Below are 22,397 nucleotides of genomic sequence, written 5' to 3'. Positions count from 1 at the left end.
CAGATGCGGGCCTTTTGCTGGGCGGTAATCAGCACCAACGCCGCACCCGCCGGCAGTACTGCACATAGGCGATGCCGAAGCGGGCACGCAGGGCGCGCTCCTCCGGCAGGATCTGAAAGCGGGTGAGCCAGCCCAGCAACAGCAGCGGACCCAGCCAACCCCAGAGGCCGCCGAGATAGCAGGCCAGTGCCATCAACCAGCAGAGCAGCCCCAGATACATGGGGTTGCGGCTGAGGTGATAGACCCCCTGGGTCACCAGCACCCGGCACTGTTGCAGGCGGATCGGATTGACCGTCGTGCGCTGCCGATGAAAGTTCAGCAGCGCCCCGCCCCCCAGCAGGGCGCCCGCGATCAGCAGGCCGCCAGCCAGGATGAGCGCCACCCCGCCCCCCCTCTCATCCCCCCGCCCCAGCCACATGGCAAGCGCGATCACGACAAACAATAACAGGGGTGGGATACGCAGCTCGAAACGCATATTTTCTTCCTGCAACATGTGCCACAAATGGCGCCATTACGATACACTCGCAGCGCCGGTAGCTGGGCAAAAAGTGACAAAGATCATCAGCATAGCAACATGCAGCCCCAGCGACACCGCGTCTCGCATCAACCGAGATCATCCTCAACACGAACAATAAGAAGGAATCACCTCATGCACAAGCAAACCCTGCTCGCGACCCTGATCTTCGGCCTGCTCGCCGGCCAGGCCGTCGCCGCCCCCTACCTGCCACTCGCCACCGATCTGCGCAACGGTCAGGAGCAGACCGCGACCAACGCCTGGCTGGAAGTGGACTTGGGTGCATTCGAACACAATATCCAGACCCTCAAGGATCGCCTCGGTGACAAGGGGCCGCAGATCTGCGCCATCATGAAGGCCGACGCCTACGGTCACGGCATCGATCTGCTGGTGCCCTCGGTGGTCAAGGCCAATATCCCCTGCATCGGCATCGCCAGCAATGAAGAGGCCCGCGTGGCCCGTGAGAAGGGCTTCGAAGGCCGACTGATGCGGGTGCGCGCCGCTACCCCGGCCGAGGTGGAGCAGGCGCTGCCCTACAAGCTGGAAGAGCTCATCGGCAGCCTGGAGAGCGCCAAGGGCATCTCCGACATCGCCCTGCGCCACAACACCCAGATCCCGGTCCATGTCGGCCTGAACTCCGCCGGCATGAGCCGCAACGGCATCGATCTGCGCCAGTCCGGTGCCAAGGACGAGGCCCTGGCCATGCTCAAGCTCAAGGGCATCACCCCGGTCGGCATCATGACCCACTTCCCGGTGGAGGAGAAAGAGGACGTCAAGCTGGGGCTGGCCCAGTTCAAGCTGGACAGCCAGTGGCTGCTCGAGGCGGGCAAGCTGGATCGCAGCAAGATCACCATCCACGCCGCCAACTCCTTCGCCACCCTGGAAGTGCCGGACGCCTACTTTGACATGGTGCGCCCGGGCGGCCTGCTCTACGGCGACTCCATCCCCTCCTACACCGAATACAAGCGGGTGATGGCGTTCAAGACCCAGGTTGCCTCGGTCAACCACTACCCGGCCGGCAACACCGTCGGTTATGACCGCACCTTCACCCTCAAGCGCGACTCCCTGCTCGCCAACCTGCCGCTCGGTTACTCCGACGGCTATCGCCGGGCGCTGAGCAACAAGGCCTATGTGCTGATCCAGGGCCAGAAGGTACCCGTGGTGGGCAAGACCTCCATGAACACCATCATGGTGGACGTGACCGATCTCAAAGGGGTGAAACCCGGTGACGAGGTGGTGCTGTTCGGCCGTCAGGGGGATGCCGAGGTGAAGCAGGCGGATCTGGAGGAGTACAACGGTGCCCTGCTGGCCGATATGTACACCATCTGGGGCTACACCAACCCCAAGAAGATCAAACGCTGATCGGCCATCTGATATGAAAAAAGGGCTCCCATGGGAGCCCCTTTTATTGGTTCTAGATGGCGCTGCGCTTAGGCAGTCTTTTTACGGGTCACCCAGAGGCTCAACCCCATCGAGCTCAGCAGGATCAGGGCCACGACGCCCAGGGCTATGCCGGTCGGGATCTTGAACACCTCCAGCAACAACATCTTGACCCCGATGAACATCAGGATCAGCGCCAGCCCGTACTTGAGCAGGGCGAAGCGATCGGCCACCCCTGCCAGCAGGAAGTACATGGCACGCAGACCCATGATGGCGAAGATGTTGGAGGTCAGCACGATGAAGGGATCCGTGGTCACCGCGAAGATGGCCGGGATGCTGTCCACCGCGAAGATGAGATCGCTCACCTCCACCAGCACCAGGATCAGCAGCAACGGCGTGGCGTAGCGTACCCCGTCACGCCAGACGAAGAAGTTCTCCCCTTCCAGGCTTTCGGTCACCTTGAAGCGGCGGCGCATCCAGCCCAGCAGCGGGTTGTTGCCAAGATCCGGCTCCTTGTCGGCGGCCCACAGCATCTTGACCCCGGTCAGCAGCAGGAAGGCGCCGAACAGGTAGAGGATCCAGTGGAACTGCTCGATGAGCCAGCTGCCGGCAAACACCATGCCGGCCCGCATGACGATGGCGCCCAGCACCCCGTACAGCAGCACCCGGCGCTGCAGCTCGGCCGGGATGGCAAAGTAGCCGAACAGCATCAGCCAGACGAAGACGTTGTCCACCGCCAGCGCCTTCTCGATGAGGTAGCCGGTGAGGAACTCCAGCCCCTTCTGGTTGGCTATTTCACGGCCTGCGCTGTGATCCAGCCAGAACCAGATGGCCAGGTTGAACAGCAACGCCACGCTGATCCAGACCAGGGACCAGATGCCCGCCTCCTTGAGCGACACCTTGTGCGCCTTGCCACCGCCGACAAAGCGGATGTCAATCCATAACAGGGCCAGCACTATGCTGAAGAAACCGGCCCACATCCACCATTCACCCATTTTCACTTCTCCCAGAAACGACAAAACCCACGACCGAGAGGCGTGGGTTTGCGTTTGGAGCAGATACACCTTGCCTCTCGGCAAGGTCTCACTTACAGCAAAAATATTGCTGCCCGGCTGCCGGGTGCACTGCAGGAAATGGGTGCACCGTAATGACGACAAACCGGCGAGAAGTTACTCCCCTTGTGCGGCGGATAGTATCAGCCTCGAAAGATAACGCCAAGAGGCATCTTATCCGCCACGGCAAAAAATCGGGGCGCCACCTGGGCGCCCCGCATACTCATCTCCGGCTCAGAGTGGATCCACCTTGAGACAGGAGACCGCGTGGTCAAAGTTCCCCTCCAGCATGGGCCTGGTCTTGGCACACTCGGGGCCGGCCACCGGGCAGCGGGTGCGGAACACGCAGCCGGACGGCGGGTTCATGGGAGACGGCAGATCCCCCTCCAGGATCTGGATGACCTTGCTGCGCTCCAGGTCCGGATCCGGAATGGGCACCGCCGACATCAGCGCCTTGGTGTAAGGATGCAAGGGGTTGGCGAAGATCTCCTGGCGGGTGCCAAGCTCCACCGCGTTGCCCAGATACATCACCAGCACCCGATCCGAGATGTGCTTCACCACCGACAGATCGTGGGCGATGAAGATGAGCGACAGCCCCATCTCCTTTTGCAGGGACTTGAGCAGGTTGACCACCTGGGCCTGGATGGAGACATCCAGCGCCGACACCGGCTCGTCACAGATGATCATCTTGGGCTCCAGGATCAGCGCCCTGGCGATGCCGATGCGCTGGCACTGACCGCCGGAAAACTCGTGCGGATAGCGGTTCACCAGGTTGGGCAACAGCCCCACCTTGGTCATCATGGTGCGCACCTTCCCCTTCACCTCCTCCCGAGACAGCTTGGGATAGAAGGTGATGAGCGGCTCGGCGATGATGTCGCCTATGGTCATGCGCGGGTTGAGGGAGGCCAGCGGGTCCTGGAAGATCATCTGGATCTCCTTGCGCTTCTCCCGCAGCGCCCCCTGATCGAGCTGGGTCAGATCCTGGCCCAGCCACACCACCTTGCCGTCGGTGGCCGGCACCAGGCCGATCAGCGCCCGCGCGAAGGTGGACTTGCCACAGCCGGACTCGCCGACCACCCCCAGGGTCTCCCCCTCGTACAGGCGCAGGGTCACCCCGTCCACCGCCTTCAAGGCGGAGGGTTTGGCCCAGGGCCAGGCCTTGTCACTCTTGATGCTGAAGTGGACCTTGAGGTCGGACACTTCCAGCAGCAGTTTCTTGTCAGTACCCATTTAGTTTGCCCCCTTGATCATGGCATCCGATACCCAATGGCAGGCCCTTGTCCGTCCGTCGCCGAAGGGGGTCAGGATCGGGGATTGCTGGCCACAGATCTCGTGAGCCCGGTGGCAACGCTCCTGGAAGGGGCAGCCGACGGGCAGACGCAGCAGGTTGGGCGGATTGCCCGGGATGGTGGGCAGCACTTCCCCCTCGGTATCGAGGCGGGGAATGGCGCGCAGCAAGCCCTCGGTGTAGGGATGGCTCGGGCGATAGAAGATGTCGTTGACCCTGCCGTACTCCATGGTGCGGCCGGCATACATCACCAGCACCTTGTCACAGATGCCGGCGACGACGCCCAAGTCGTGGGTGATCATGACGATGGAGGTGTTGAACTCGCGCTTGAGCTCGTTCATCAGGGTCATGATCTGGGCCTGCACCGTCACGTCCAGCGCCGTGGTCGGCTCATCGGCGATGAGCAGCTGCGGACGACACAAGAGTGCCATGGCGATCATCACCCGCTGGCGCATGCCACCGGAGAACTCGTGGGGGTACATGTTCATCCGCTTGCGCGACTCGGGGATCTTCACCGCATCGAGCATGCGTACCGACTCCTCGAACGCCGCCGCCTTGCTCGCCCCCTTGTGCAGCATCAGCACTTCCATCAGCTGATCCTTCACCTTCATGTAGGGGTTGAGGGAGGTCATGGGGTCCTGGAAGATCATGGCGATCTTCTCGGAGCGGATCTTGTTGAGCTTGGATTCCGGCAGGTTGAGGATCTCCTCGCCCTGGAACTTGGCCGACCCGGTGATGATGCCGTTCTTGGCGAGCAGCCCCATGATGGCGAAGGCCGTCTGGGACTTGCCGGAGCCGGACTCGCCGACGATCCCCAGGGTCTCGCCAGCCGCCAGAGAGAAGTTGAGGTCGTTGACCGCCACCACATTGCCGTCCGGGGTCTTGAACTCGACCCGCAGATCTTTTACATCCAGTAATTTCATATAAACACTCCTTATCGATCTTTCGTGACGCTTTCCTGCCGATCCTTCAGACGCTATTAGCGGTCCTTGGGATCGAGGGCGTCACGCAGACCATCCCCGAGGAAGTTGAAGCAAAACAGGGTCACCACCATGAAACCGGCGGGGAACAAGAGTTGCCAGATGGCCACTTCCATCGACTTGGAGCCTTCATCCAGCAGGGCACCCCAGCTGGTCATGGGTTCCTGCACGCCGAGCCCAAGGAAGCTCAGGAAGGATTCGAACATGATCATGCCCGGCACCAGCAAGGTGGCGTAGACGGCCACGATGCCGAGCACGTTCGGCACTATGTGACGGGTGATGATCTTCCACTTGGAGACGCCACAAACGTGGGCCGCCTCGATAAATTCCTTGCTCTTGAGGCTCAGGGTCTGGCCTCGCACGATCCGCGCCATGTCCAGCCAGCTCACCGCGCCGATGGCGAGGAAGATGAGGGCCAGGTTGCGACCGAAGAAGGTCACCAGCATGATCACGAAGAACATGAAGGGGAAGGCGTTGAGGATCTCCAGTACCCGCATCATCAGGCTGTCGACCCGCCCACCGATAAAGCCGGAGGCCGCGCCGTACAGGGTGCCGATGACCACGGCCACCATGGCGCCCATGATGCCCACCATCAGCGAGATGCGGCCGCCGAGCAGGGTGCGCACGAACAGATCGCGGCCCAGGCTGTCGGTGCCGAAGTAGTGACCCGCCTCCATGTCAGGGGCCGATTGCATGGCACCCCAGTCCGGATCGTCGAAGGTATATTGGGACAGATGGGGCCCGACTATCACCGCCAGACCTATGATGGTCAGGATGATGAGGCTGGTCAGGGCCGCCTTGTTACGCAGGAAACGGCGACGGGCATCCTTCCACAGGGAACGCCCTTCCACCACTTCCACTTTCTGGGCGAACGCCTCGATGGCTTCGCGCTTCTCAGTTGTGACAACCATGATGTACTCCCGACTTAGTAACGGATCTTGGGATCGATGACGGCATAGAGGATATCGACCACGGCGTTAAAGGTAATGGTGAGGGCGCCGACCAGAATGGTCAGACCGAGCACCATGGAGTAATCACGGTTGAGCGCACCGTTGACGAACAGCTGACCGATTCCCGGCAGGCCGAAGATGGTCTCGATCACCACGGAGCCGGTGATGATGCCGACGAAGGCCGGGCCCAGGTAGGAGACCACCGGCAGCATGGCCGGCCGCAGCGCATGGCGCAGTATGATGTGGCGCAGCGGCAGACCCTTGGCGCGGGCGGTGCGGATGAAGTTGGAGTTCATGGTCTCGATCATGCTGCCGCGCATGATGCGCGAGATGGCGGAGATGTAATACATCATCATGCCAAACACCGGCAACACCATGAACTGCACCCCTCCCCCCTGCCAGCCCCCGGCGGGGAACCAGCCAAGATAGATGCTGAAGAAGAGCACCAGCAAGGGCGCCAGCACGAAGCCCGGGATCACCACCCCGGCCATGGCCGACGACATCAGCAGATAGTCGATGATGGTGTTCTGTTTGAGCGCCGCTATGGTGCCGAAGATGGCCCCCAGCATCACCGCCAGCACGAAGGCCGCCGAGCCAATCTTGGCCGAGACCGGCAGCGCCTGGCTGACCAGATCGTTGACGCTGAAGTCCTTGTACTTGAAGGAGGGACCCAGATCGCCTTGCAGCAGGTTGCCCAGATAGGTGAGGTATTGCACGCCTATGGGCTTGTCCAGGCCGTATTTGGCCTCGATGTTGGCCAAGACTTCCGGCGGCAGGGCGCGTTCGCTGGTAAAGGGGTTGCCAGGAGCGAAGCGCATCATGAAGAAGGAGACGGTGATCAGGACCAGCAGGGTCGGGATCGCTTCCAGTAGACGTTTAAAAATGAATTTCAACATAGACATGTCCTGTCCTGTACTGCTTCCAAAGGGTCGCGGTTGTAATAAAGGCCCGCCGTCTGGCGGGCCTGCTTGTTATGCGACTTGTTGCTTTACTCAGTGAGCAATGATGTACATGTCTTTGCTGTAGAGGTTATCCAGCGGGTTGGCCGGGTAGCCGCCCACATAAGGCTTGACCATGCGGGAGGTCACGTACTGGTAAATGGGCGCAATCGGCATGTCCTTGGCCAGGATATCTTCGGCCTGGACATAGAGCTTGTTGCGTGACTCTGCATCTACCTGGTTGCGCGACTCGGCCATCATCTTGTCGAAGGCAGCATTGGAGTACTTGCCGTCGTTGTTGCCGTGGGTGGTCTGCATCAGATCCAGCATGGAAGAGGCTTCGTTGTAGTCGGCGATCCAGCCTGCACGACCCACGTCAAAATCACCCTGCTTCTTGGTTTCCAGGTAGGTCTTCCACTCCTGATTCACCAGGCTCACCTGCACACCCAGCTTCTTCCACATGGAGGCGACGGCGACGGCCACCTTCTTGTGGTTGTCGTCGGTGTTGTAGAGCAGTTCAAACTTGAGCGGCTTGCCCGGGCCGTAACCGGCCTCGGTCAGCAGCGCTTTGGCCTGGGCATCACGCTCGGCCTGGCTCAGCTTGGACCAGGCCGGTGCCACCGGTTTGAAGCCGTCGACAAAATCAGGAACGAGCGTGTAGCCCGGGGTCTCGCCCTTGCCCATCACCTTGTCGGCGATCACGTTGCGATCGATGGCATAGGAGAGCGCGGTACGCACTCGTACATCATCAAACGGCTTGTGCTTGAAGTTGTACTGGTAGTAGTAAGTCCCAACGTAGCCACTGACCTGCACCTCTTTCGGGTACTCCTTCTTCATCTGCTTGAAGCGCTCGATCGGCATGTTGTAGGTGAGATCGAGTTCACCGGCCAGATAACGGTTCAGCTCGGCGTTGGTGGACTGGATCGGCAGGTAAGTGACCTTGTCGACCACCGTCTTGGCGTTGTTCCAGTAGTTGGGGTTGCGCTCGACATCGACGCGCTCGTTGACTACCCAATCCTTCAGCTTGTAGGCACCGTTGGAGACCATGTTGGCCGGCTGGGTCCACTTGTCACCAAACTTCTCGATCACCTTCTTCGGTACCGGATAAGTGGTGGTGTGGGACAGCATGCTGACGAAATAGGGGACCGCTTTTTCCAGCTGGACCTCGAAGGTGTAATCGTCCACCGCCTTCACGCCCAGGGTATCGGACGGCTTCTTGCCGCCGATGATGTCGGTCGCATTGACGATGGTCGGGATTTCCATGTACCAGGAATAGGGAGAGGCGGTCTTGGGATCCACTGCCCGCTTGAAGGCGAACTCGAAATCGTGGGCGGTGACGGGATCCCCGTTGGACCACTTGGCATCTTTGCGCAGGTGGAACACGAAGTGCTTGTTGTCCTTGGTTTCCCAGGATTCGGCCACGCCGGGCAGGGTCTCACCCTTGGGGCCTGAGGTGACGAGACCCTCGAACAGGTCACGCAGAATATTGGATTCGACCGTTCCTTCGGTCTTGTGCGGATCCAGGGTAGCGGGTTCTGAACCGTTACCTTTCACCAGAGACTGCTCGGGGGCGAGCTTGGTGCCAGCGGGGACATCTGCGGCCTGAGCCAGGCTGGCCCCACCGAATAGCGCAGCCAATAAAAGGGTATTTATCATTGTTTTTTTATGAGTCATTTCCATTTACTCCAACAAGAACATTCCATGCATTTGCCATAAGTGCGAGCCTGAGGTCGCAATCAGCATAATTCCCTGTCATTTCTGATAATGCAACATATATCATCAGAGCTGGTGCTAAGCCTTGGTCAAATAAACAGCTTTTAAGCCATTCCCTAGCATTTAAACAGGCTGGTTTGGTGCTTTTATATACAGCCCCGCCCGATTCTAGGAAATGGCTAACAAAAAAGAAACAATAAAAAGCCGGTCACTGGGACCGGCTCCGACAAAACAGACCTGAATCACATCAATCCGGGGAAGACGCCCTTGACGCCAGCCACCATGATCTCGATGCCAAGGGACATCATGATGAGCCCCATGATCCGGGTCACCACGTTGATGCCGGTGTTCCCCATCAGTTTGAACAACAAGGGGGCGGCACGGAAGATGAGCCAGGAGCAGTACGCAAATGCCATGGCCACCACGAACATGCCCAGCAACTGGGGCCAGGTTTTCTGGCTGGCATAGACAATAGAAGAGGAGATAGCCCCGGGCCCCGCCATCAGCGGCAGCGCCAGCGGCACCACGGCGATGGATTCCCGCGCGGCCAGTTCGCCCTTCTCCTGCTTGTTATGCTTCACCTCGCCCAGCTTGCCTTGCAGCATGGACCAGGCGATTAGAGTGATCAGCGAACCACCGGCGATGCGAAATGACGCCAATGAGATGCCGAAACTATCCAGGATCAGCTGCCCCATGCACATGGAGACCATCAGGATCACCACCACCGCAATATGGGCCGTGGTATTGGTCTTCATCCGCTCTTCCGGCTGCATGTGGCCCGTCAGGCTGACAAAGACCGGCAACAACCCAAGCGGGTTGATGATCGCAAACAGACCAACGAAAAATTTCAGATACAAAGAGACGTCAATTGCTGCCATAGGCGCCATCCAGAATCAAACGGGGCCACATGGGCCATCCCAACAAAAACTGTGCGTAAATTTACACCATGCTCATGACCTTCACCAATCAAATAATCTCACCCTTTCCGTGGCTTTTCAGTTAGTTCCTCTAATGAATCGACATAATTCAACATATCGAGTTGTTAATGCCAGCCTAGTGAAATTAACATTTTGGCAAAATTCATTAGCGCTTTATCTGACCACCTTGTCTTGTCGCGATATTTTGCATCGCAAAAAGAGACATTTTCATTGATTGATATGGAGCCAAGTTGCAATGAAACCGGATGCGCAGCCCCTTGGTGCGGCGGCTCTCCGACTCGCGTTGCCAACTGATTATCGACGATCTCTGTCCTAACATTTTGGCCCAGAGTCAGGATCAGGGTCGAACGGAAATCACACTATCGCATGTCAACCCGTGCCGGCATCTTCTGCTGTGACCGCCGAGGGCCAGCAAGCGGCCCTTTGGGTGTACCGATGGATGAAAAAAACACGCTTTTTTGCCGCAAACAACGGTAACAAGGTAAGGGGCTACCGCGAGATGATCGCCTGCGAATCCAGCGCGCCCCTGACCCACGTGGGCCGAAGGTGCTCAAGATCCCTTGGCGCATCTTCACTAACCATTTGAAAAATTAAACATATCCCTTAATTAATGCAGGGATTATCGCTGCCAGCCCCCGCCCTGCTTGCCGATCGCCTCAACCGATCTACATATATGAAACAAAATTTCTTTTGTTCTTTTGTTACATATGATCCAGATCAAGTTTTTCTGCAGCGACCCCGCTCTATAATCGACTCAGAAAGCAATTTAGTAAGGCATGTAAATACCCCGTTGTGGTGATTCTATCCTTGACAGGAAGGCTATAATTGCCGGGCATTGCCAAGGTCTTACTAAACAGTTTTCAAATCATCAGGAGATAAACATGGCAGTAACCAATTTGGCTGAACTGGATGCACTGGTTGCCCGCGTCAAAGAAGCACAGCGTGAATTCGCCAGCTTCTCGCAAGAGCAGGTAGACAAGGTTTTCCGTGCCGCCGCCCTGGCCGCCAGCAACGCCCGTATCCCCTTGGCCCAAATGGCCGTGGCAGAGTCCGGTATGGGTATCATCGAAGACAAGGTTATCAAGAACCACTTCGCCTCCGAATACATCTATAACGCTTACAAAGACGAGAAGACCTGCGGCATCCTGAGCCAGGATGACGAGATGGGCACCATGATCATCGCCGAGCCGGTAGGTATCATCTGCGGTATCGTTCCGACCACCAACCCGACCGCTACTGCGATCTTCAAAGCCCTTATCTCCCTGAAGACTCGTAACGCCATCATCTTCTCCCCGCACCCCCGCGCCAAGAACTCCACCAATACCGCTGCCAAGCTGGTACTGGATGCAGCCATCTCCGCCGGTGCACCGAAAGACATCATCGGCTGGATCGATCAACCTTCCGTTGAGCTGTCCAACGCGCTGATGAAGCACAACGACATCAACCTGATCCTGGCCACCGGTGGCCCGGGCATGGTGAAAGCCGCTTACTCCTCAGGCAAGCCTGCCATCGGCGTGGGTGCGGGTAACGTGCCGATCGTCATCGACGAAACCGCTGATGTGAAGCGTGCCGTCGCCTCCATCCTGATGTCCAAGACCTTCGACAACGGTGTGGTCTGTGCGTCCGAGCAAGCTGTCATCGTGGTTGACTCCATCTACAATCAGGTGAAAGAGCGTTTCTCCAGCCACGACGGCTACATCCTGTCCAAAGATGAAGCTGACAAGGTACGTAAGGTGCTGCTGATTAACGGCGCGCTGAACGCCGACATCGTGGGCCAGCCGGCCACCAAGATCGCGGCCATGGCTGGCGTGACTGTGCCTGCCACCACCAAGATCCTGATCGGTGAAGGTCTGGAACTCTGCGCTGAAGATGAGTTCGCTCACGAGAAGCTCTCCCCGACGCTGGGTATGTTCCGTGCCAAAAACTTCGAAGACGCTGTTGATATGGCCTGTGACATGGTCAACATCGGTGGTATCGGCCACACCTCCGGTCTGTACACCGACCAGGATCGCAACGCCGACCGCATCAGATACTTCGGCGACAAGATGAAGACCGCCCGTATCCTGATCAACACCCCCTCCACCCAGGGTGGTATCGGTGACCTGTACAACTTCGCTCTTGCTCCTTCCCTGACCCTGGGTTGCGGCTCCTGGAGTGGTAACTCCATCTCCGAGAACGTCGGTCCCAAGCACCTGATCAACAAGAAGACAGTCGCAAAACGGGCAGAAAATATGCTGTGGCACAAACTTCCGAAATCCATCTATTTCCGTCGTGGCTCCCTGCCGATCGCCCTCGGTGATCTGGAAGGCAAGAAGCGTGCAATGGTGGTCACCGACCGTTTCCTGTTCAACAACGGCTATGCCGACGACGTGGTTCGTCTGCTCAAGAAGCTGAACATGGAAGTGGAAGTATTCTACGAAGTAGAAGCCGACCCGACCCTGTCCATCGTCCGCAAGGGCGCCGAGATGGCCAACTCCTTCAAGCCGGACGTTATCCTGGCGCTGGGTGGTGGTTCACCGATGGATGCGGCCAAGATCATGTGGGTCATGTACGAGCACCCGGACACTGCGTTCGAAGATCTGGCCATGCGCTTCATGGACATCCGCAAGCGTATCTACAAGTTCCCGAAAATGGGCGTGAAGGCCGAACTGGTCTGTATCACCACCACTTCCGGTACCGGCTCTGAAGTCACCCCGTTTGCGGTAGTAACCGACGACGCCACCGGCATGAAGTACCCGCTGGCCGACTACGAGCTGACCCCGAACATGGCCATCGTCGATGCCAACCTGGTCATGAACATGCCCAAGTCCCTGTGCGCCTTCGGTGGTGTGGATGCGGTCACTCACGCCATGGAAGCCTACGTTTCCGTACTGGCTAACGAATACTCCGATGGCCAGGCACTGCAAGCGCTGAAGCTGCTGAAAGAGTATCTGCCGTCCAGCTACCAGAACGGTGCCAACGATCCGGTTGCTCGCGAGAAGGTGCACAATGCTGCGACCATCGCCGGTATCGCATTCGCCAACGCCTTCCTGGGTGTCTGTCACTCCATGGCGCACAAGCTGGGTGCTGAATTCCACATTCCGCACGGCTTGGCTAACGCCCTGCTGATCAGCAACGTCATCCGCTACAACGCGAACGACAACCCGACCAAGCAGACCGCTTTCTCCCAGTACGATCGTCCGCAGGCTCGTCGTCGTTACGCCGAAATCGCCGACCACCTGGGTCTGACTGCGGCCAGTGACCGTACCGCTGCCAAGATCGAGAAGCTGCTGGCCTGGCTGGACGAGCTGAAAGCGACCCTGGGCATCCCGGCCTCCATCCGTGAAGCCGGTGTGAACGAAGCCGACTTCCTGGCCAAGGTTGACCAGCTGGCGCTGGAAGCCTTCGATGACCAGTGCACCGGTGCCAACCCGCGCTACCCGCTGATCACCGAGCTGAAAGCCATCCTGATGGACACCTACTACGGCCGTCCCTTCACCGAGGAAGCTCAGGTAGCGACCAAGGTGGAAGCCAAGGTAGAGACCAAGGTTGAAAGCAAGAAAAAATCCAAGGCCTGATAACTAGCCTTGTGATAGAGAGCCCGCGCACCTGCGCGGGCTTTTTTATTTGTCTATCTGTTTAATTTTGCTAGCTTGTTGGTAGGCAAACACGAAACAAGAGCTAGCCAATGGCGCTGATCCAAGCCTCCATCGAGCAGTTAAGAATCGGCCACTACATCCATCTCCCCACGGGATGGACCAGTCACCCCTTCATGTTCAATGCCTTCAAGATCCGCGATCAGCAGCAGCTCGACATCATCCGCCACCTCCAACTCACCCTGCTGATGGTGGATCCCACACGAAGCGATCTCCCGGTCGAGCCCCTCTTGCACGGCGACACCACTCCCGCGGTCACCCTATCCGTTCCCCTCAAGGAACCCCTCCTCCCCGAACCAGCCATGTTCGACGAGAAGGCCTTTCGCCGCTCCCTGCGCGCCGCCGACAAGGCATTCGGCCAATCCCTGTCCGAGCTGCGCGATGCGCTTGGCGCCCTCAACCTCAAGCCGGACGAGGGGCTGGCCCACACGGCGCAGATAGTGCGCGATGCCGCCGCCCGCATGGCCGCCCACGAGGGGCCGCTTGGCTTGCACCTGATCCGCAGCCAGCACACGGATATCCTGCTGCAGCACAGCCTGAGCGTGGCCTTCATCGCCATGCTGATGGCCCGCGAGCTGGGCATGAGCCCCGTCGAGATGGAAGAGGTGGGGCTGGCCGGGCTAGTCCACGACATTGGCGAGCTCAGGATCCCGAGCCAGATCACCCAGAAGCGGGGGGAGCTCAGCCGTGCCGAATTGAATTTTCTCAACATGCACCCCCAGTACGGGCTGGAGATGCTCAACCACCTGCAGGCATTTGAGCCCAGGATCCGCCAGGTCGCCCATCTGCATCACGAGCGACTCGACGGCAGCGGCTTCCCGCTCGGCAGCAAGGGGGGAGAGATCCCTCCCCTCGCCCGCCTCATCGGCCTGGTGGATTACTACGACGAGCTGTTGCACCCGCGCAGCAGCGCCACCCCGGCGGCGCCGAGCCAGGCCATAGCCCAGCTCTACAAGCAGTCCCAGAAGAAGTTCGATCAGGATCTGGTCAAATTGCTGATCAAGGTGCTGGGGGTCTATCCACCCGGCTCTCTGGTTCGCCTCGACGACGGCTCGGTAGCGCTGGTGCTCTCCACCGAGCCCAGCATGCCCCTCAGACCCAAGGTGCTGCCCTACTGCAAGGCGCAGCGCCCGGAAGGGGTGCCGATGATCGATCTGCGGGAGGACGGGAGAGCCATCACCGCCTGCATCAGGCGGGAGGAGCTGGACGAGGGGCAACGGCTGTTTTTCAACCTGACCCGGCGCTTCTGTTACTATTTCGCCTTCTGAGTTATCCCCAGAAGCTGGGGATAACTCATTGGACAAACCTGAATAATTGCCCAATCCCCCTCAAAATGGTCCGCTATTGAACCTGAATAAAAAACGCCCAGCCAGAAGGCCGGGCGGAGCATGCTACCTCCGTGTAGCGTATCCAGCGGATACATTCATGCTCTCTTCAGCAATACCAAGCCTGAATCGATTACACAAATATCAATTTAACATGCTGATTTTATATGGTTTTACTCCAGCATTCTGGCAAACTGCTCGCCGCGATACACCCATTGCCCGAGACGGAACAGGATCCGGATCACAAAACGCCGCGCCGGGGCCACTGCGCGCCATGGTTTTAAAGGAACGTTTTTTATGCAGTTAGTCCTCTCCCTGCTGCAGCAGATGAGCGTCAGCCTGGTCATCGCCTACCTCTTTTCCAAGAGTCCGCTGCTGCGCCCCCTGGCCAACTACTCGGTCAGGCTCCCCCACAAAGTCTTGATATACGTTATTTTTTCCTGCTTTTGCATCCTCGGCACCTACGTCGGGCTGGACATAGATGACGCCATCGCCAACACCCGCGCCGTCGGCGCCGTGCTGGGCGGGCTGCTGGGGGGTCCGCTGGTGGGCTTTCTGGTGGGACTGACCGGTGGCCTGCACCGCTATACCCTCGGCGGATTTACCGATCTCGCCTGCGCCATCTCCACCACCTGCGAGGGCTTGCTGGGTGGCCTGGTGCACTGGCGACTGATGCGGACCAACCGGGTGGATGCCCTGTTCAAACCCCGGATCGCCTTCTTCACCACCCTCTACGCCGAGATCTTGCAGATGGTCATCATACTGCTGGTCGCCACGCCCTTTGAGCAGGCCCTGCAGCTGGTGCGCACCATAGCCACCCCCATGATCCTGGCCAACTCCTGCGGGGCGGCGCTGTTCATCAGCATGATCCGCGACCAGCAACGGATGTACGAGAAGTTCTCCCGGGTCTTCTCCGCCAAGGCACTCACCATCGCCAACCGCACCGTCGGCATCATGACCCAGGGCTTCACCGTCGAGGCGAGCAACAAAATCGCCCGCATCGTGCAGGAAGAGACCGGGGTCGGTGCCGTCGCCATCACGGATACCGACAAGATCCTGGCCTTCATCGGCACCGGCGAGGATCACCACAAGCCGGGTACCCCCATCACCTCGGCCATCACCCTGCAGGCCATCGCCCGGAACAAGGTGCTGTTCGCCGACGGCAACCGCCAGCCCTATCGCTGCAGCATCTCCCCCCAGTGCCAGCTCGGCTCGGTGCTGGTGATCCCGCTGCAAGGGGACAAGGGGGTGATAGGCACCATCAAGCTCTATGAACCCAAGAAGCGATTGTTCCTCAAGATCAACCACACCCTGGGGGAAGGGATCGCCAACCTGCTTTCCCAGCAGCTGCTGAGCGGCCGGCTGGAGCAGCAGCAACGGTTGCTGGTGCAGTCCGAGCTCAAACTCATCCAGGCCCAGATCAACCCCCACTTCCTGTTCAACACCCTCAACACCATCAGCGCCATCACCCGGCGCGACCCCGAGCGGGCACGCCAGCTGCTGCTGCATCTGTCCCGCTTCTTTCGCAAGAACCTCAAGCGCCAGAGCGACATGGCCACCCTGCAGGAGGAGCAGGAGCACTGCCAATCCTACCTGGAGATCGAGCTGGCCCGCTTTGGTGAGCGATTGACAGTGCAAAACGAGATCCCGCCGCGGCTGGGCCAGCTGCAGTTGCCGAGCTTCACCCTGCAGCCCCTCATCGAGAATGCCATCAAGCACGGCATCTCCACCCTGCTGGAACATGGCCGCATCCGCCTCTACGCGGAGGAGACCCCCGAGCTGGTCAGGCTCTGCGTCGAGGACAACGCCGGCGCATGGCAGGGGGATCTGACGGGGGACGGGCTCGGCATGAACATAGTGGACCGCCGACTCAAGAGTGCCTTCGGCGATCGCTTCGGCCTCAGCGTCCAGTGCGAGCCGGAGCAATGGACCCGGGTCTCCTTCAGCATCCCCAAGGCGCCCCGGCCCCCTTCCAAGGAGATAACATGATCCGCATCCTGATCGTCGATGACGAGCCCTATGCCCGCGAAGAGCTGGCCGAGCTGCTCGGCAGTGACCCCGATATCGAGATCCTCGGCGCGGCCGCCAACGCCCTTGAGGCGCTGCCGCTCATCCAGCGACTCAAGCCGGACGTGGTGTTTCTCGATATCCAGATGCCCAAGCTCAGCGGCATGGAGCTGGTGGCCATGCTCGATCCCCTGCCCCGCATCGTGTTCGTCACGGCGTTTGATGACTACGCCATCCAGGCCTTCGAGGAGAACGCCTTCGACTACCTGCTCAAGCCGGTCGAGCCCGTCCGGCTGGCCAAGACGCTGGCGCGCCTCAAGCAGGATCTCACCCCCCAGTCCATCACCTCGCTGGCGCCCGCCATTCGCCACATTCCCGGCTACCTGCACAACCGGGTGCGGCTGCTGCCCATAGAGCAGGTGGAGTATGCCTTCTCGGATCTCGGCGGGGTGCACGTCGCCTGCCAGGGTGAGCTGTTTCACACCCAACTCACGCTCAAGTCGCTGGAGGAGAAGACCCCGCTGCTGCGCTGCCACCGCCAATATCTGGTGGCCCCACACGCTATCTTCGAGATCCAGTTGCTGGAGAATCAGCTGGCCCAGATCGTCACCCAAAGCGGGGCCAGGGTGCCGGTCAGCCGTCGCTACCTCAAGGAGCTGAGGGATGAGTTAGGCCTGGAGTGACCTGGCCTGAGTGTGCGCCGGCTCACAGTCGGCAACCGCTCGGGTCGCCATGCCGCCGCTCACCACCTTTACCTGCCGTTAACAGAAGAGCCCACTTAGACTGACCGCGCACACCATAAAATAACAATGCTGGAGCGTAACAATGATCTGGTTCTTCCTCTGCGTCGGCCTGCTAGTGGCTGGCTATTTCTTCTATGGCAAGTTCATCGAGCGGATATTTGGCCCGCAACCCGAGCTCGCCACCCCTGCCATCACCATGGCCGACGGCGTGGACTATGTGCCCATGTCGGACAAGAAGGTCTACCTGGTTCAACTGCTCAACATCGCCGGGGTCGGCCCCATCTTCGGCCCCATCCTGGGCGCCCTGTACGGCCCGGTCGCCATGCTCTGGATAGTGTTTGGCTGCATCTTCGCCGGCGCGGTCCACGACTACTTCTCCGGCATGCTGTCGGTGCGCGCCAAGGGCGCCTCGGTACCAACAGTGGTCGGTGAGCACCTGGGCACCACCGCCAAGCACTTCATGAACCTGTTTGCCGTGGTGCTGCTGATGCTGGTGGGCGTGGTGTTCGTGCTGAGCCCGGCGGGCCTGCTGGCGAACCTCACCTCCACCGATCTGGTCTACTGGATAGTGGCGATCTTTGCCTACTACATCCTCGCCACCATAGTCCCCATCGACAAGATCATCGGTCGCTTCTACCCCATCTTCGGCGCCCTGCTGGTGTTCATGTCGGTCGGTCTCATCATCGGCCTCATCGTCTCCGGCAAAGGCTTCTACAACACCGGGATGGACTTCTCCAACCTGCACCCGACCGAGCTGCCGCTGTGGCCGCTGCTGTTCATCACCATCGCCTGTGGCGCCGTCTCCGGCTTCCATGCCACCCAGTCCCCGCTGATGGCGCGCTGCATGCAGAATGAGAAGTCCGGCCGCTTCATCTTCTACGGCGCCATGATAGGTGAAGGGATCATCGCCCTCATCTGGTGTACCCTGGGTCTCTCCTTCTACGACAGCACCGAAGCGCTCAACGCCACCCTGGCGAGCGGCGGCCCGGCGGCCGTGGTGCACGAAGTCTCCACCAGCCTGCTCGGCACGGTCGGCGGCATCCTGGCCATCCTCGGCGTGGTGATCCTGCCCATCACCTCCGGTGACACCGCGTTTCGCAGTGCCCGCCTCATAGTGGCGGACTTCCTGAAGCTGACCCAGAAGCCCATGGCCAAGCGACTGCTGATCGCCGTCCCCATGTTCATCCTCGGCTTCATCATCTCCAAGGCGGAGTTCGGGGTGATCTGGCGCTACTTCGGCTGGGCCAACCAGACCACCGCCGTCATCATGCTGTGGGCCGCCGCCGCCTACCTCATCAAGGAAGGCAAGCTGCACTGGGTCTGCACCATCCCCGCCATGTTTATGACCGCCGTGGTGTTTACCTACCTGGCCAACGCGCCCATCGGCTTTGGTCTGGCGATGGACATCTCCACCATCATCGGCCTGGTGTGTACCGCCGTCATCACCCTGGCCTTCCTGATCAGGTTCAGGCCATCCCGGCTGAGCGCGGTGAAGGAGAACTAACCCGCGTATCGCACCCAAATATGAAGGCCCGGCATCGCTGCCGGGCCTTCTCGTTTTCCCTCTGCGTTCACCCCTGTCTGGCCGCCGGACTCTCCTCCGCGGGCGCCTCGGCCGGGGCCTGATACCAGTGCTCTCTGGCCACCAGCACCGCCTGCTCCGGCTGGGCGATGAAGTTGGGGGACATGATCTGCACCCCGAACTCGTTGAACACATCCTGGATGTGGCCATGCAGCTCCGTCTTGGCTACCGCGGGCAACAAGCCGTCCTTCATGCGCACCTGCAGCTCGTACTCCACATACCAGTCCTGCAGGTTGAGCTGGCGCACCAGCGGTGGCTCGGCCTGGTTGAGCTGCTGACAGCGCCGCGCCGCCAGCTCCAGCATGGCGTGCACCTGACGCCAGGGGGTGTCGTAGCCGATGGTCACCTTGGTCAGCAGGGCGACCCCCTTGTCCCCCGCCAGCCGCGTGAGATTGGTCACCCTGCCGCCGACCACCACGGCATTGGGCAGGGTCACCTCGTGATCCTGGCGCGTCACCAGCTTGGTCGAGAGGGCGTTGAGCTCGGTCACCATCCCCTCCACCTCGCCGATCTGAACCAGATCGCCGGGCCGCAGGGCGCGGGAGTAGATGAGCACCAGACCGCTCATGGCATGGTTCATGATCCCGGCCGAGCCCAGGGTCACCATCAGCCCGAAGAAGACGCTGATCCCCTTGAAGGCGTCGGAATTGGCGCCGGGCAGGTAGGGATAGGCCACCGTCAGGGCGAACAGCCAGATCACCACCGAGAGCAACCGCCGGGTGGCGCCTATGGTCTCGGCGTGCAGGCCCTGCACCCGGAACTGGCCGCGCTCGATGCGATCGAACACTATGGCCAACATCCGGATGAAGAAGCGGGTGATGACGATGATCAGCAGCACCGTCACCAGCCCCGGCATGGCCGCGATCATCCCCTCCAGCATGTCGCCGCACAGGGTGAACAAGGAGTCTCCCAGCCGCTCGCTCCAGGCCCGCGTTTGCGGAAAGAGCCCCAGCACATAGGTGAGCCAGCCATAGGTGAGTGCGAAGATCAGCAGCAGCGTCAGCAGACTCAGCAGGCGAGCCTCGACATTGCCCGCCACCTGGCGCCACTGATGGGGGATCAACCCCCTCTGCAACAGCAGGCGGTTGGCGAGCCACTTCTTGACCAGCCGCAGCCCCTTTTGCAGCAGCCAGACCAGGCCAAAGAAGAGGGCACTGGCCAGCAGGGTCTTGCCGACGGCCTTGAGCAGATAGGGGGCTGAATGCAGCTCAAGATACTTGATGCGGACCTCATCCAGGCGCAGCCGGACCCGCTCGGCCGCCTGATCCAGCGTCAACTCATCGAATTCGTCCAGATCGCCGGCCAGCAGCACCAGAATGCGCTTGCCGTTCACCATGAACTCCCGGCTATCCTGGCCGACCCGAGTCCCCTTGGCCAGGGTGACGGGCGAGTTCAAGTCGCCGGGCGCCATGGCCTGGAGCCGTTCATGGACCAGCCGCACCCTGGCCGCCCCATCCAGGCTGCCATACTTGGTCTGCAACATGACGATGGGCTCATGGAGCAGGATCAGGGTCTGTGACCGCTCCTGCTCGGTGGGCGCCATCCTGGGCTCTGCCGCCCAGCCGATCCTTGCCGACAACAGGCTGACCAGCAGCAGCCCTCCCCATAACAGACTCATCCAGCATGGTCTTTTCATCGCTAACTCATCTCCTTGAGCTGTGACATCCGAATCCCTTTTCCCCTTTGATTTTACAGAAAGAAATTCATCGTGCGCGGTTTATGACCAGCCAATGAACCGAGGCTGTACCGGAATGTCAACACTCTGATTGCAGTCTTGCGCTGACGTAATATGCTGTCATCATGCACCAGAAACTATGGGTGCAAGTCAGTGTGTGACCTTGCAGCCTCGATTGGAGACATTAATGATACCTGATTACATACTTACCTACGTTGCCCTCGGGATATTGGTGTTTGTCGTTCTGGTCATGTTCTACGGCGTTATCGTCATTCACGATATCCCGTATGAAATTGCCAAACACCGCAATCATCCCCATCAGGACGCCATTCATGTGGCGGGCTGGGTTAGCCTGTTCACCCTGCATGTGCTCTGGCCCTTCCTCTGGATCTGGGCCACGATTTATCGTCCCGATCGGGGTTGGGGTTTCAATCAGCGTCTGGAAAAAGACGAGAATGAGATCTCCACACTCAAGCAAGAACTTGCCGCATTGCAAGCCCGTATGGCAACGCTCGAACAGACCGAAAAGTAGGTAATATTTCATGGACTTGCTACTCATTCTTACCTATACCGCCATCTGTGTAGGGATTTTCAAGATCTTCAAGATCCCGCTCAACAAGTGGACAGTGCCGACGGCCGTGCTCGGTGGCGTCTTCATCATAGGGGCGCTCATCGTACTGATGAACTACAACCATCCCTATTCTGAAATGTCGCGCAACTACTACGTCTCCACCCCCATAGTGCCTCTGGTGAAGGGCCGCGTCAGCGAAGTTGATGTCAAGCCCAACCAGAAAGTCAAAAAGGGAGATGTGCTGTTTCGCATCGAGTCAGAACCCTTCGAGCAGAAGGTCGCCAGCCTGACGGCGCGGCTCGACTCCAATCAGGATTTCCTCAAGGCACTCGGTGCCAGACTCCGTTCAGCCAGCCTGGATCGCGATCGTGCCCTGGAGCTGGTACGCCGCGGCATCGGCAAGCAGCGTGACCTCGACGTCACCCAGGCCAACGTGGACGACATCGTCGCCCAGCTGGATCAGCAAAAAGCGACCATCAATGATCTGCAGGCACAGCTCAACGAGGCCAAGTACGCGCTGGAGCAGACCGTGGTCTATGCCCCGAGCGATGGCCACGTCGTCCAGCTGGCGCTGCGCCCCGGCATGATAGCGACCCCCTACATGTATCGCCCTGTGATGACCTTCATCCACGAGGACGATACCTCTTATGTCGGCTGGTTCTGGCAGAACAGCATGCAGCGACTGGCGGTCGGCGATGAAGCCGAGGTGGTGATCGACGGTATCCCAGGCAAGATTTTCAAGGGTGAGGTACAAGCCGTGATCCCCGCCATCGCCTCGGGTAACGTGCAGGCCAACATAGGCTTGCTGGATCAGACCTCAGCCCAGGTGCCGGGCCGTCTGCCTGTCCTCATCAAGATCACCGACCCCGAGTGGTCCAAGTATCAGGTGATCGCGGGCTCGAGTGGCCAGGCGGCTATCTACACCGATTATTTCCACCATGTGGCCATCATGCGTAAGATTCTGCTGCGCATGGGTAGCTGGCTCAACTACCTGTTCCCCTTCCACTAAGCAAGATTGCACTCTCTCGGCGGGCCAGAATCATTCTGGCCCGCTTCCTTTGGCGGCGAGACGCCCGTCACCACCTTGCCCCATATCACTTCTGCCC

Annotated in this window: 17 protein-coding genes; 8 read left to right on the top strand and 9 right to left on the bottom strand. The window is 59.7% G+C overall.

Features of this window, described 5'->3' with window-relative positions; translation table 11 throughout:
* Positions 1–28 precede the first annotated feature (28 nt).
* Complete coding sequence (locus EL255_RS08060; RefSeq protein WP_170175998.1) at positions 29–475, bottom strand: methyltransferase family protein; 447 nt, start codon at positions 473–475, stop codon at positions 29–31.
* A 174-nt stretch (positions 476–649) separates the two neighbouring features.
* Here EL255_RS08060 and alr point away from each other — a divergent pair, with 174 nt between their 5' ends.
* Entirely contained in the window at positions 650–1,876 is a 1,227-nt protein-coding gene (gene alr, locus EL255_RS08055) for an alanine racemase (protein WP_042654536.1), read from the top strand.
* A gap of 68 nt (positions 1,877–1,944) precedes the next feature.
* Here alr and EL255_RS08050 read toward each other — a convergent pair whose 3' ends face one another.
* The 7 genes from EL255_RS08050 to EL255_RS08020 all read right to left on the bottom strand — a co-directional run bounded on the left by EL255_RS08050 (position 1,945) and on the right by EL255_RS08020 (position 9,693).
* The gene (locus EL255_RS08050; RefSeq protein ID WP_042654535.1) at positions 1,945–2,889 is read right to left on the bottom strand and encodes a TerC family protein; all 945 of its coding nucleotides are present in this window, start codon (positions 2,887–2,889) and stop codon (positions 1,945–1,947) included.
* Positions 2,890–3,180: 291 nt separating this feature from the next.
* Complete coding sequence (gene oppF / locus EL255_RS08045) at positions 3,181–4,176, bottom strand: murein tripeptide/oligopeptide ABC transporter ATP binding protein OppF (RefSeq protein ID WP_042654534.1); 996 nt, start codon at positions 4,174–4,176, stop codon at positions 3,181–3,183.
* The gene (oppD, locus tag EL255_RS08040) at positions 4,177–5,157 is read right to left on the bottom strand and encodes an ABC transporter ATP-binding protein (protein ID WP_042654533.1); all 981 of its coding nucleotides are present in this window, start codon (positions 5,155–5,157) and stop codon (positions 4,177–4,179) included.
* A gap of 56 nt (positions 5,158–5,213) precedes the next feature.
* A complete protein-coding gene (gene oppC, locus EL255_RS08035) occupies positions 5,214–6,125 on the bottom strand; it encodes an oligopeptide ABC transporter permease OppC (protein WP_042654532.1) in 912 nt (303 codons plus the stop codon).
* Positions 6,126–6,139: 14 nt separating this feature from the next.
* Positions 6,140–7,060 (bottom strand): oligopeptide ABC transporter permease OppB, encoded by a 921-nt coding sequence (oppB, locus tag EL255_RS08030; protein WP_042654531.1) that lies wholly within the window; start codon positions 7,058–7,060, stop codon positions 6,140–6,142.
* A 96-nt stretch (positions 7,061–7,156) separates the two neighbouring features.
* Entirely contained in the window at positions 7,157–8,776 is a 1,620-nt protein-coding gene (locus tag EL255_RS08025; protein ID WP_042654530.1) for an ABC transporter substrate-binding protein, read from the bottom strand.
* Positions 8,777–9,057: 281 nt separating this feature from the next.
* Positions 9,058–9,693, bottom strand: a complete 636-nt coding sequence (locus EL255_RS08020; RefSeq protein WP_042654529.1) for a YchE family NAAT transporter — start codon at positions 9,691–9,693, stop codon at positions 9,058–9,060.
* Between the two features lie 941 nt (positions 9,694–10,634).
* Between EL255_RS08020 and adhE the strand changes: the two genes are divergently transcribed.
* The 5 genes from adhE (at position 10,635) to EL255_RS07995 (ending at position 18,967) form a co-directional block, all read left to right on the top strand.
* Positions 10,635–13,310, top strand: a complete 2,676-nt coding sequence (gene adhE, locus EL255_RS08015; RefSeq protein WP_042654528.1) for a bifunctional acetaldehyde-CoA/alcohol dehydrogenase — start codon at positions 10,635–10,637, stop codon at positions 13,308–13,310.
* A gap of 110 nt (positions 13,311–13,420) precedes the next feature.
* Positions 13,421–14,656: an HD-GYP domain-containing protein gene (locus EL255_RS08010; protein WP_042654527.1), complete on the top strand. Its 1,236-nt coding sequence runs from the start codon at positions 13,421–13,423 to the stop codon at positions 14,654–14,656.
* A gap of 354 nt (positions 14,657–15,010) precedes the next feature.
* Complete coding sequence (locus EL255_RS08005) at positions 15,011–16,702, top strand: sensor histidine kinase (protein ID WP_042654526.1); 1,692 nt, start codon at positions 15,011–15,013, stop codon at positions 16,700–16,702.
* Positions 16,699–17,403 (top strand): two-component system response regulator BtsR, encoded by a 705-nt coding sequence (btsR, locus tag EL255_RS08000; protein ID WP_042654525.1) that lies wholly within the window; start codon positions 16,699–16,701, stop codon positions 17,401–17,403. The genes EL255_RS08005 and btsR overlap by 4 nt, the downstream gene beginning before the upstream one ends.
* 142 nt (positions 17,404–17,545) lie before the next feature.
* The gene (locus tag EL255_RS07995; protein ID WP_042654524.1) at positions 17,546–18,967 is read left to right on the top strand and encodes a carbon starvation CstA family protein; all 1,422 of its coding nucleotides are present in this window, start codon (positions 17,546–17,548) and stop codon (positions 18,965–18,967) included.
* A gap of 67 nt (positions 18,968–19,034) precedes the next feature.
* Here EL255_RS07995 and EL255_RS07990 read toward each other — a convergent pair whose 3' ends face one another.
* Positions 19,035–20,663, bottom strand: a complete 1,629-nt coding sequence (locus EL255_RS07990) for a mechanosensitive ion channel family protein (protein ID WP_084228393.1) — start codon at positions 20,661–20,663, stop codon at positions 19,035–19,037.
* Positions 20,664–20,907: 244 nt separating this feature from the next.
* Here EL255_RS07990 and EL255_RS07985 point away from each other — a divergent pair, with 244 nt between their 5' ends.
* Both EL255_RS07985 and EL255_RS07980 read left to right on the top strand, forming a co-directional pair.
* Positions 20,908–21,252, top strand: coding sequence for a DUF3302 domain-containing protein (locus EL255_RS07985; protein ID WP_126623294.1), 345 nt, complete (start codon positions 20,908–20,910; stop codon positions 21,250–21,252).
* A gap of 10 nt (positions 21,253–21,262) precedes the next feature.
* A complete protein-coding gene (locus tag EL255_RS07980) occupies positions 21,263–22,300 on the top strand; it encodes an HlyD family secretion protein (RefSeq protein ID WP_042654522.1) in 1,038 nt (345 codons plus the stop codon).
* Positions 22,301–22,397 lie beyond the last annotated feature (97 nt).

Origin of the sequence: Aeromonas encheleia, assembly GCF_900637545.1 — a bacterium.
Taxonomy (GTDB): domain Bacteria; phylum Pseudomonadota; class Gammaproteobacteria; order Enterobacterales; family Aeromonadaceae; genus Aeromonas; species Aeromonas encheleia.
This window is presented reverse-complemented; position numbering and strand designations above follow the sequence as displayed.

Coding starts and splice junctions, on each gene's coding strand:
- oppB (WP_042654531.1), bottom strand. CDS start 7,060: ATGTTGAAATTCATTTTTAAACGTCTACTGGAAGCGATCCCGACCCTG.
- oppD (WP_042654533.1), bottom strand. CDS start 5,157: ATGAAATTACTGGATGTAAAAGATCTGCGGGTCGAGTTCAAGACCCCG.
- EL255_RS07980 (WP_042654522.1), top strand. CDS start 21,263: ATGGACTTGCTACTCATTCTTACCTATACCGCCATCTGTGTAGGGATT.
- oppF (WP_042654534.1), bottom strand. CDS start 4,176: ATGGGTACTGACAAGAAACTGCTGCTGGAAGTGTCCGACCTCAAGGTC.
- EL255_RS07995 (WP_042654524.1), top strand. CDS start 17,546: ATGATCTGGTTCTTCCTCTGCGTCGGCCTGCTAGTGGCTGGCTATTTC.
- EL255_RS08025 (WP_042654530.1), bottom strand. CDS start 8,776: ATGACTCATAAAAAAACAATGATAAATACCCTTTTATTGGCTGCGCTA.
- alr (WP_042654536.1), top strand. CDS start 650: ATGCACAAGCAAACCCTGCTCGCGACCCTGATCTTCGGCCTGCTCGCC.
- EL255_RS08020 (WP_042654529.1), bottom strand. CDS start 9,693: ATGGCAGCAATTGACGTCTCTTTGTATCTGAAATTTTTCGTTGGTCTG.
- EL255_RS07990 (WP_084228393.1), bottom strand. CDS start 20,663: ATGAGTCTGTTATGGGGAGGGCTGCTGCTGGTCAGCCTGTTGTCGGCA.
- EL255_RS08050 (WP_042654535.1), bottom strand. CDS start 2,889: ATGGGTGAATGGTGGATGTGGGCCGGTTTCTTCAGCATAGTGCTGGCC.
- EL255_RS08010 (WP_042654527.1), top strand. CDS start 13,421: ATGGCGCTGATCCAAGCCTCCATCGAGCAGTTAAGAATCGGCCACTAC.
- adhE (WP_042654528.1), top strand. CDS start 10,635: ATGGCAGTAACCAATTTGGCTGAACTGGATGCACTGGTTGCCCGCGTC.
- EL255_RS07985 (WP_126623294.1), top strand. CDS start 20,908: ATGATACCTGATTACATACTTACCTACGTTGCCCTCGGGATATTGGTG.
- oppC (WP_042654532.1), bottom strand. CDS start 6,125: ATGGTTGTCACAACTGAGAAGCGCGAAGCCATCGAGGCGTTCGCCCAG.
- EL255_RS08005 (WP_042654526.1), top strand. CDS start 15,011: ATGCAGTTAGTCCTCTCCCTGCTGCAGCAGATGAGCGTCAGCCTGGTC.
- btsR (WP_042654525.1), top strand. CDS start 16,699: ATGATCCGCATCCTGATCGTCGATGACGAGCCCTATGCCCGCGAAGAG.
- EL255_RS08060 (WP_170175998.1), bottom strand. CDS start 475: ATGCGTTTCGAGCTGCGTATCCCACCCCTGTTATTGTTTGTCGTGATC.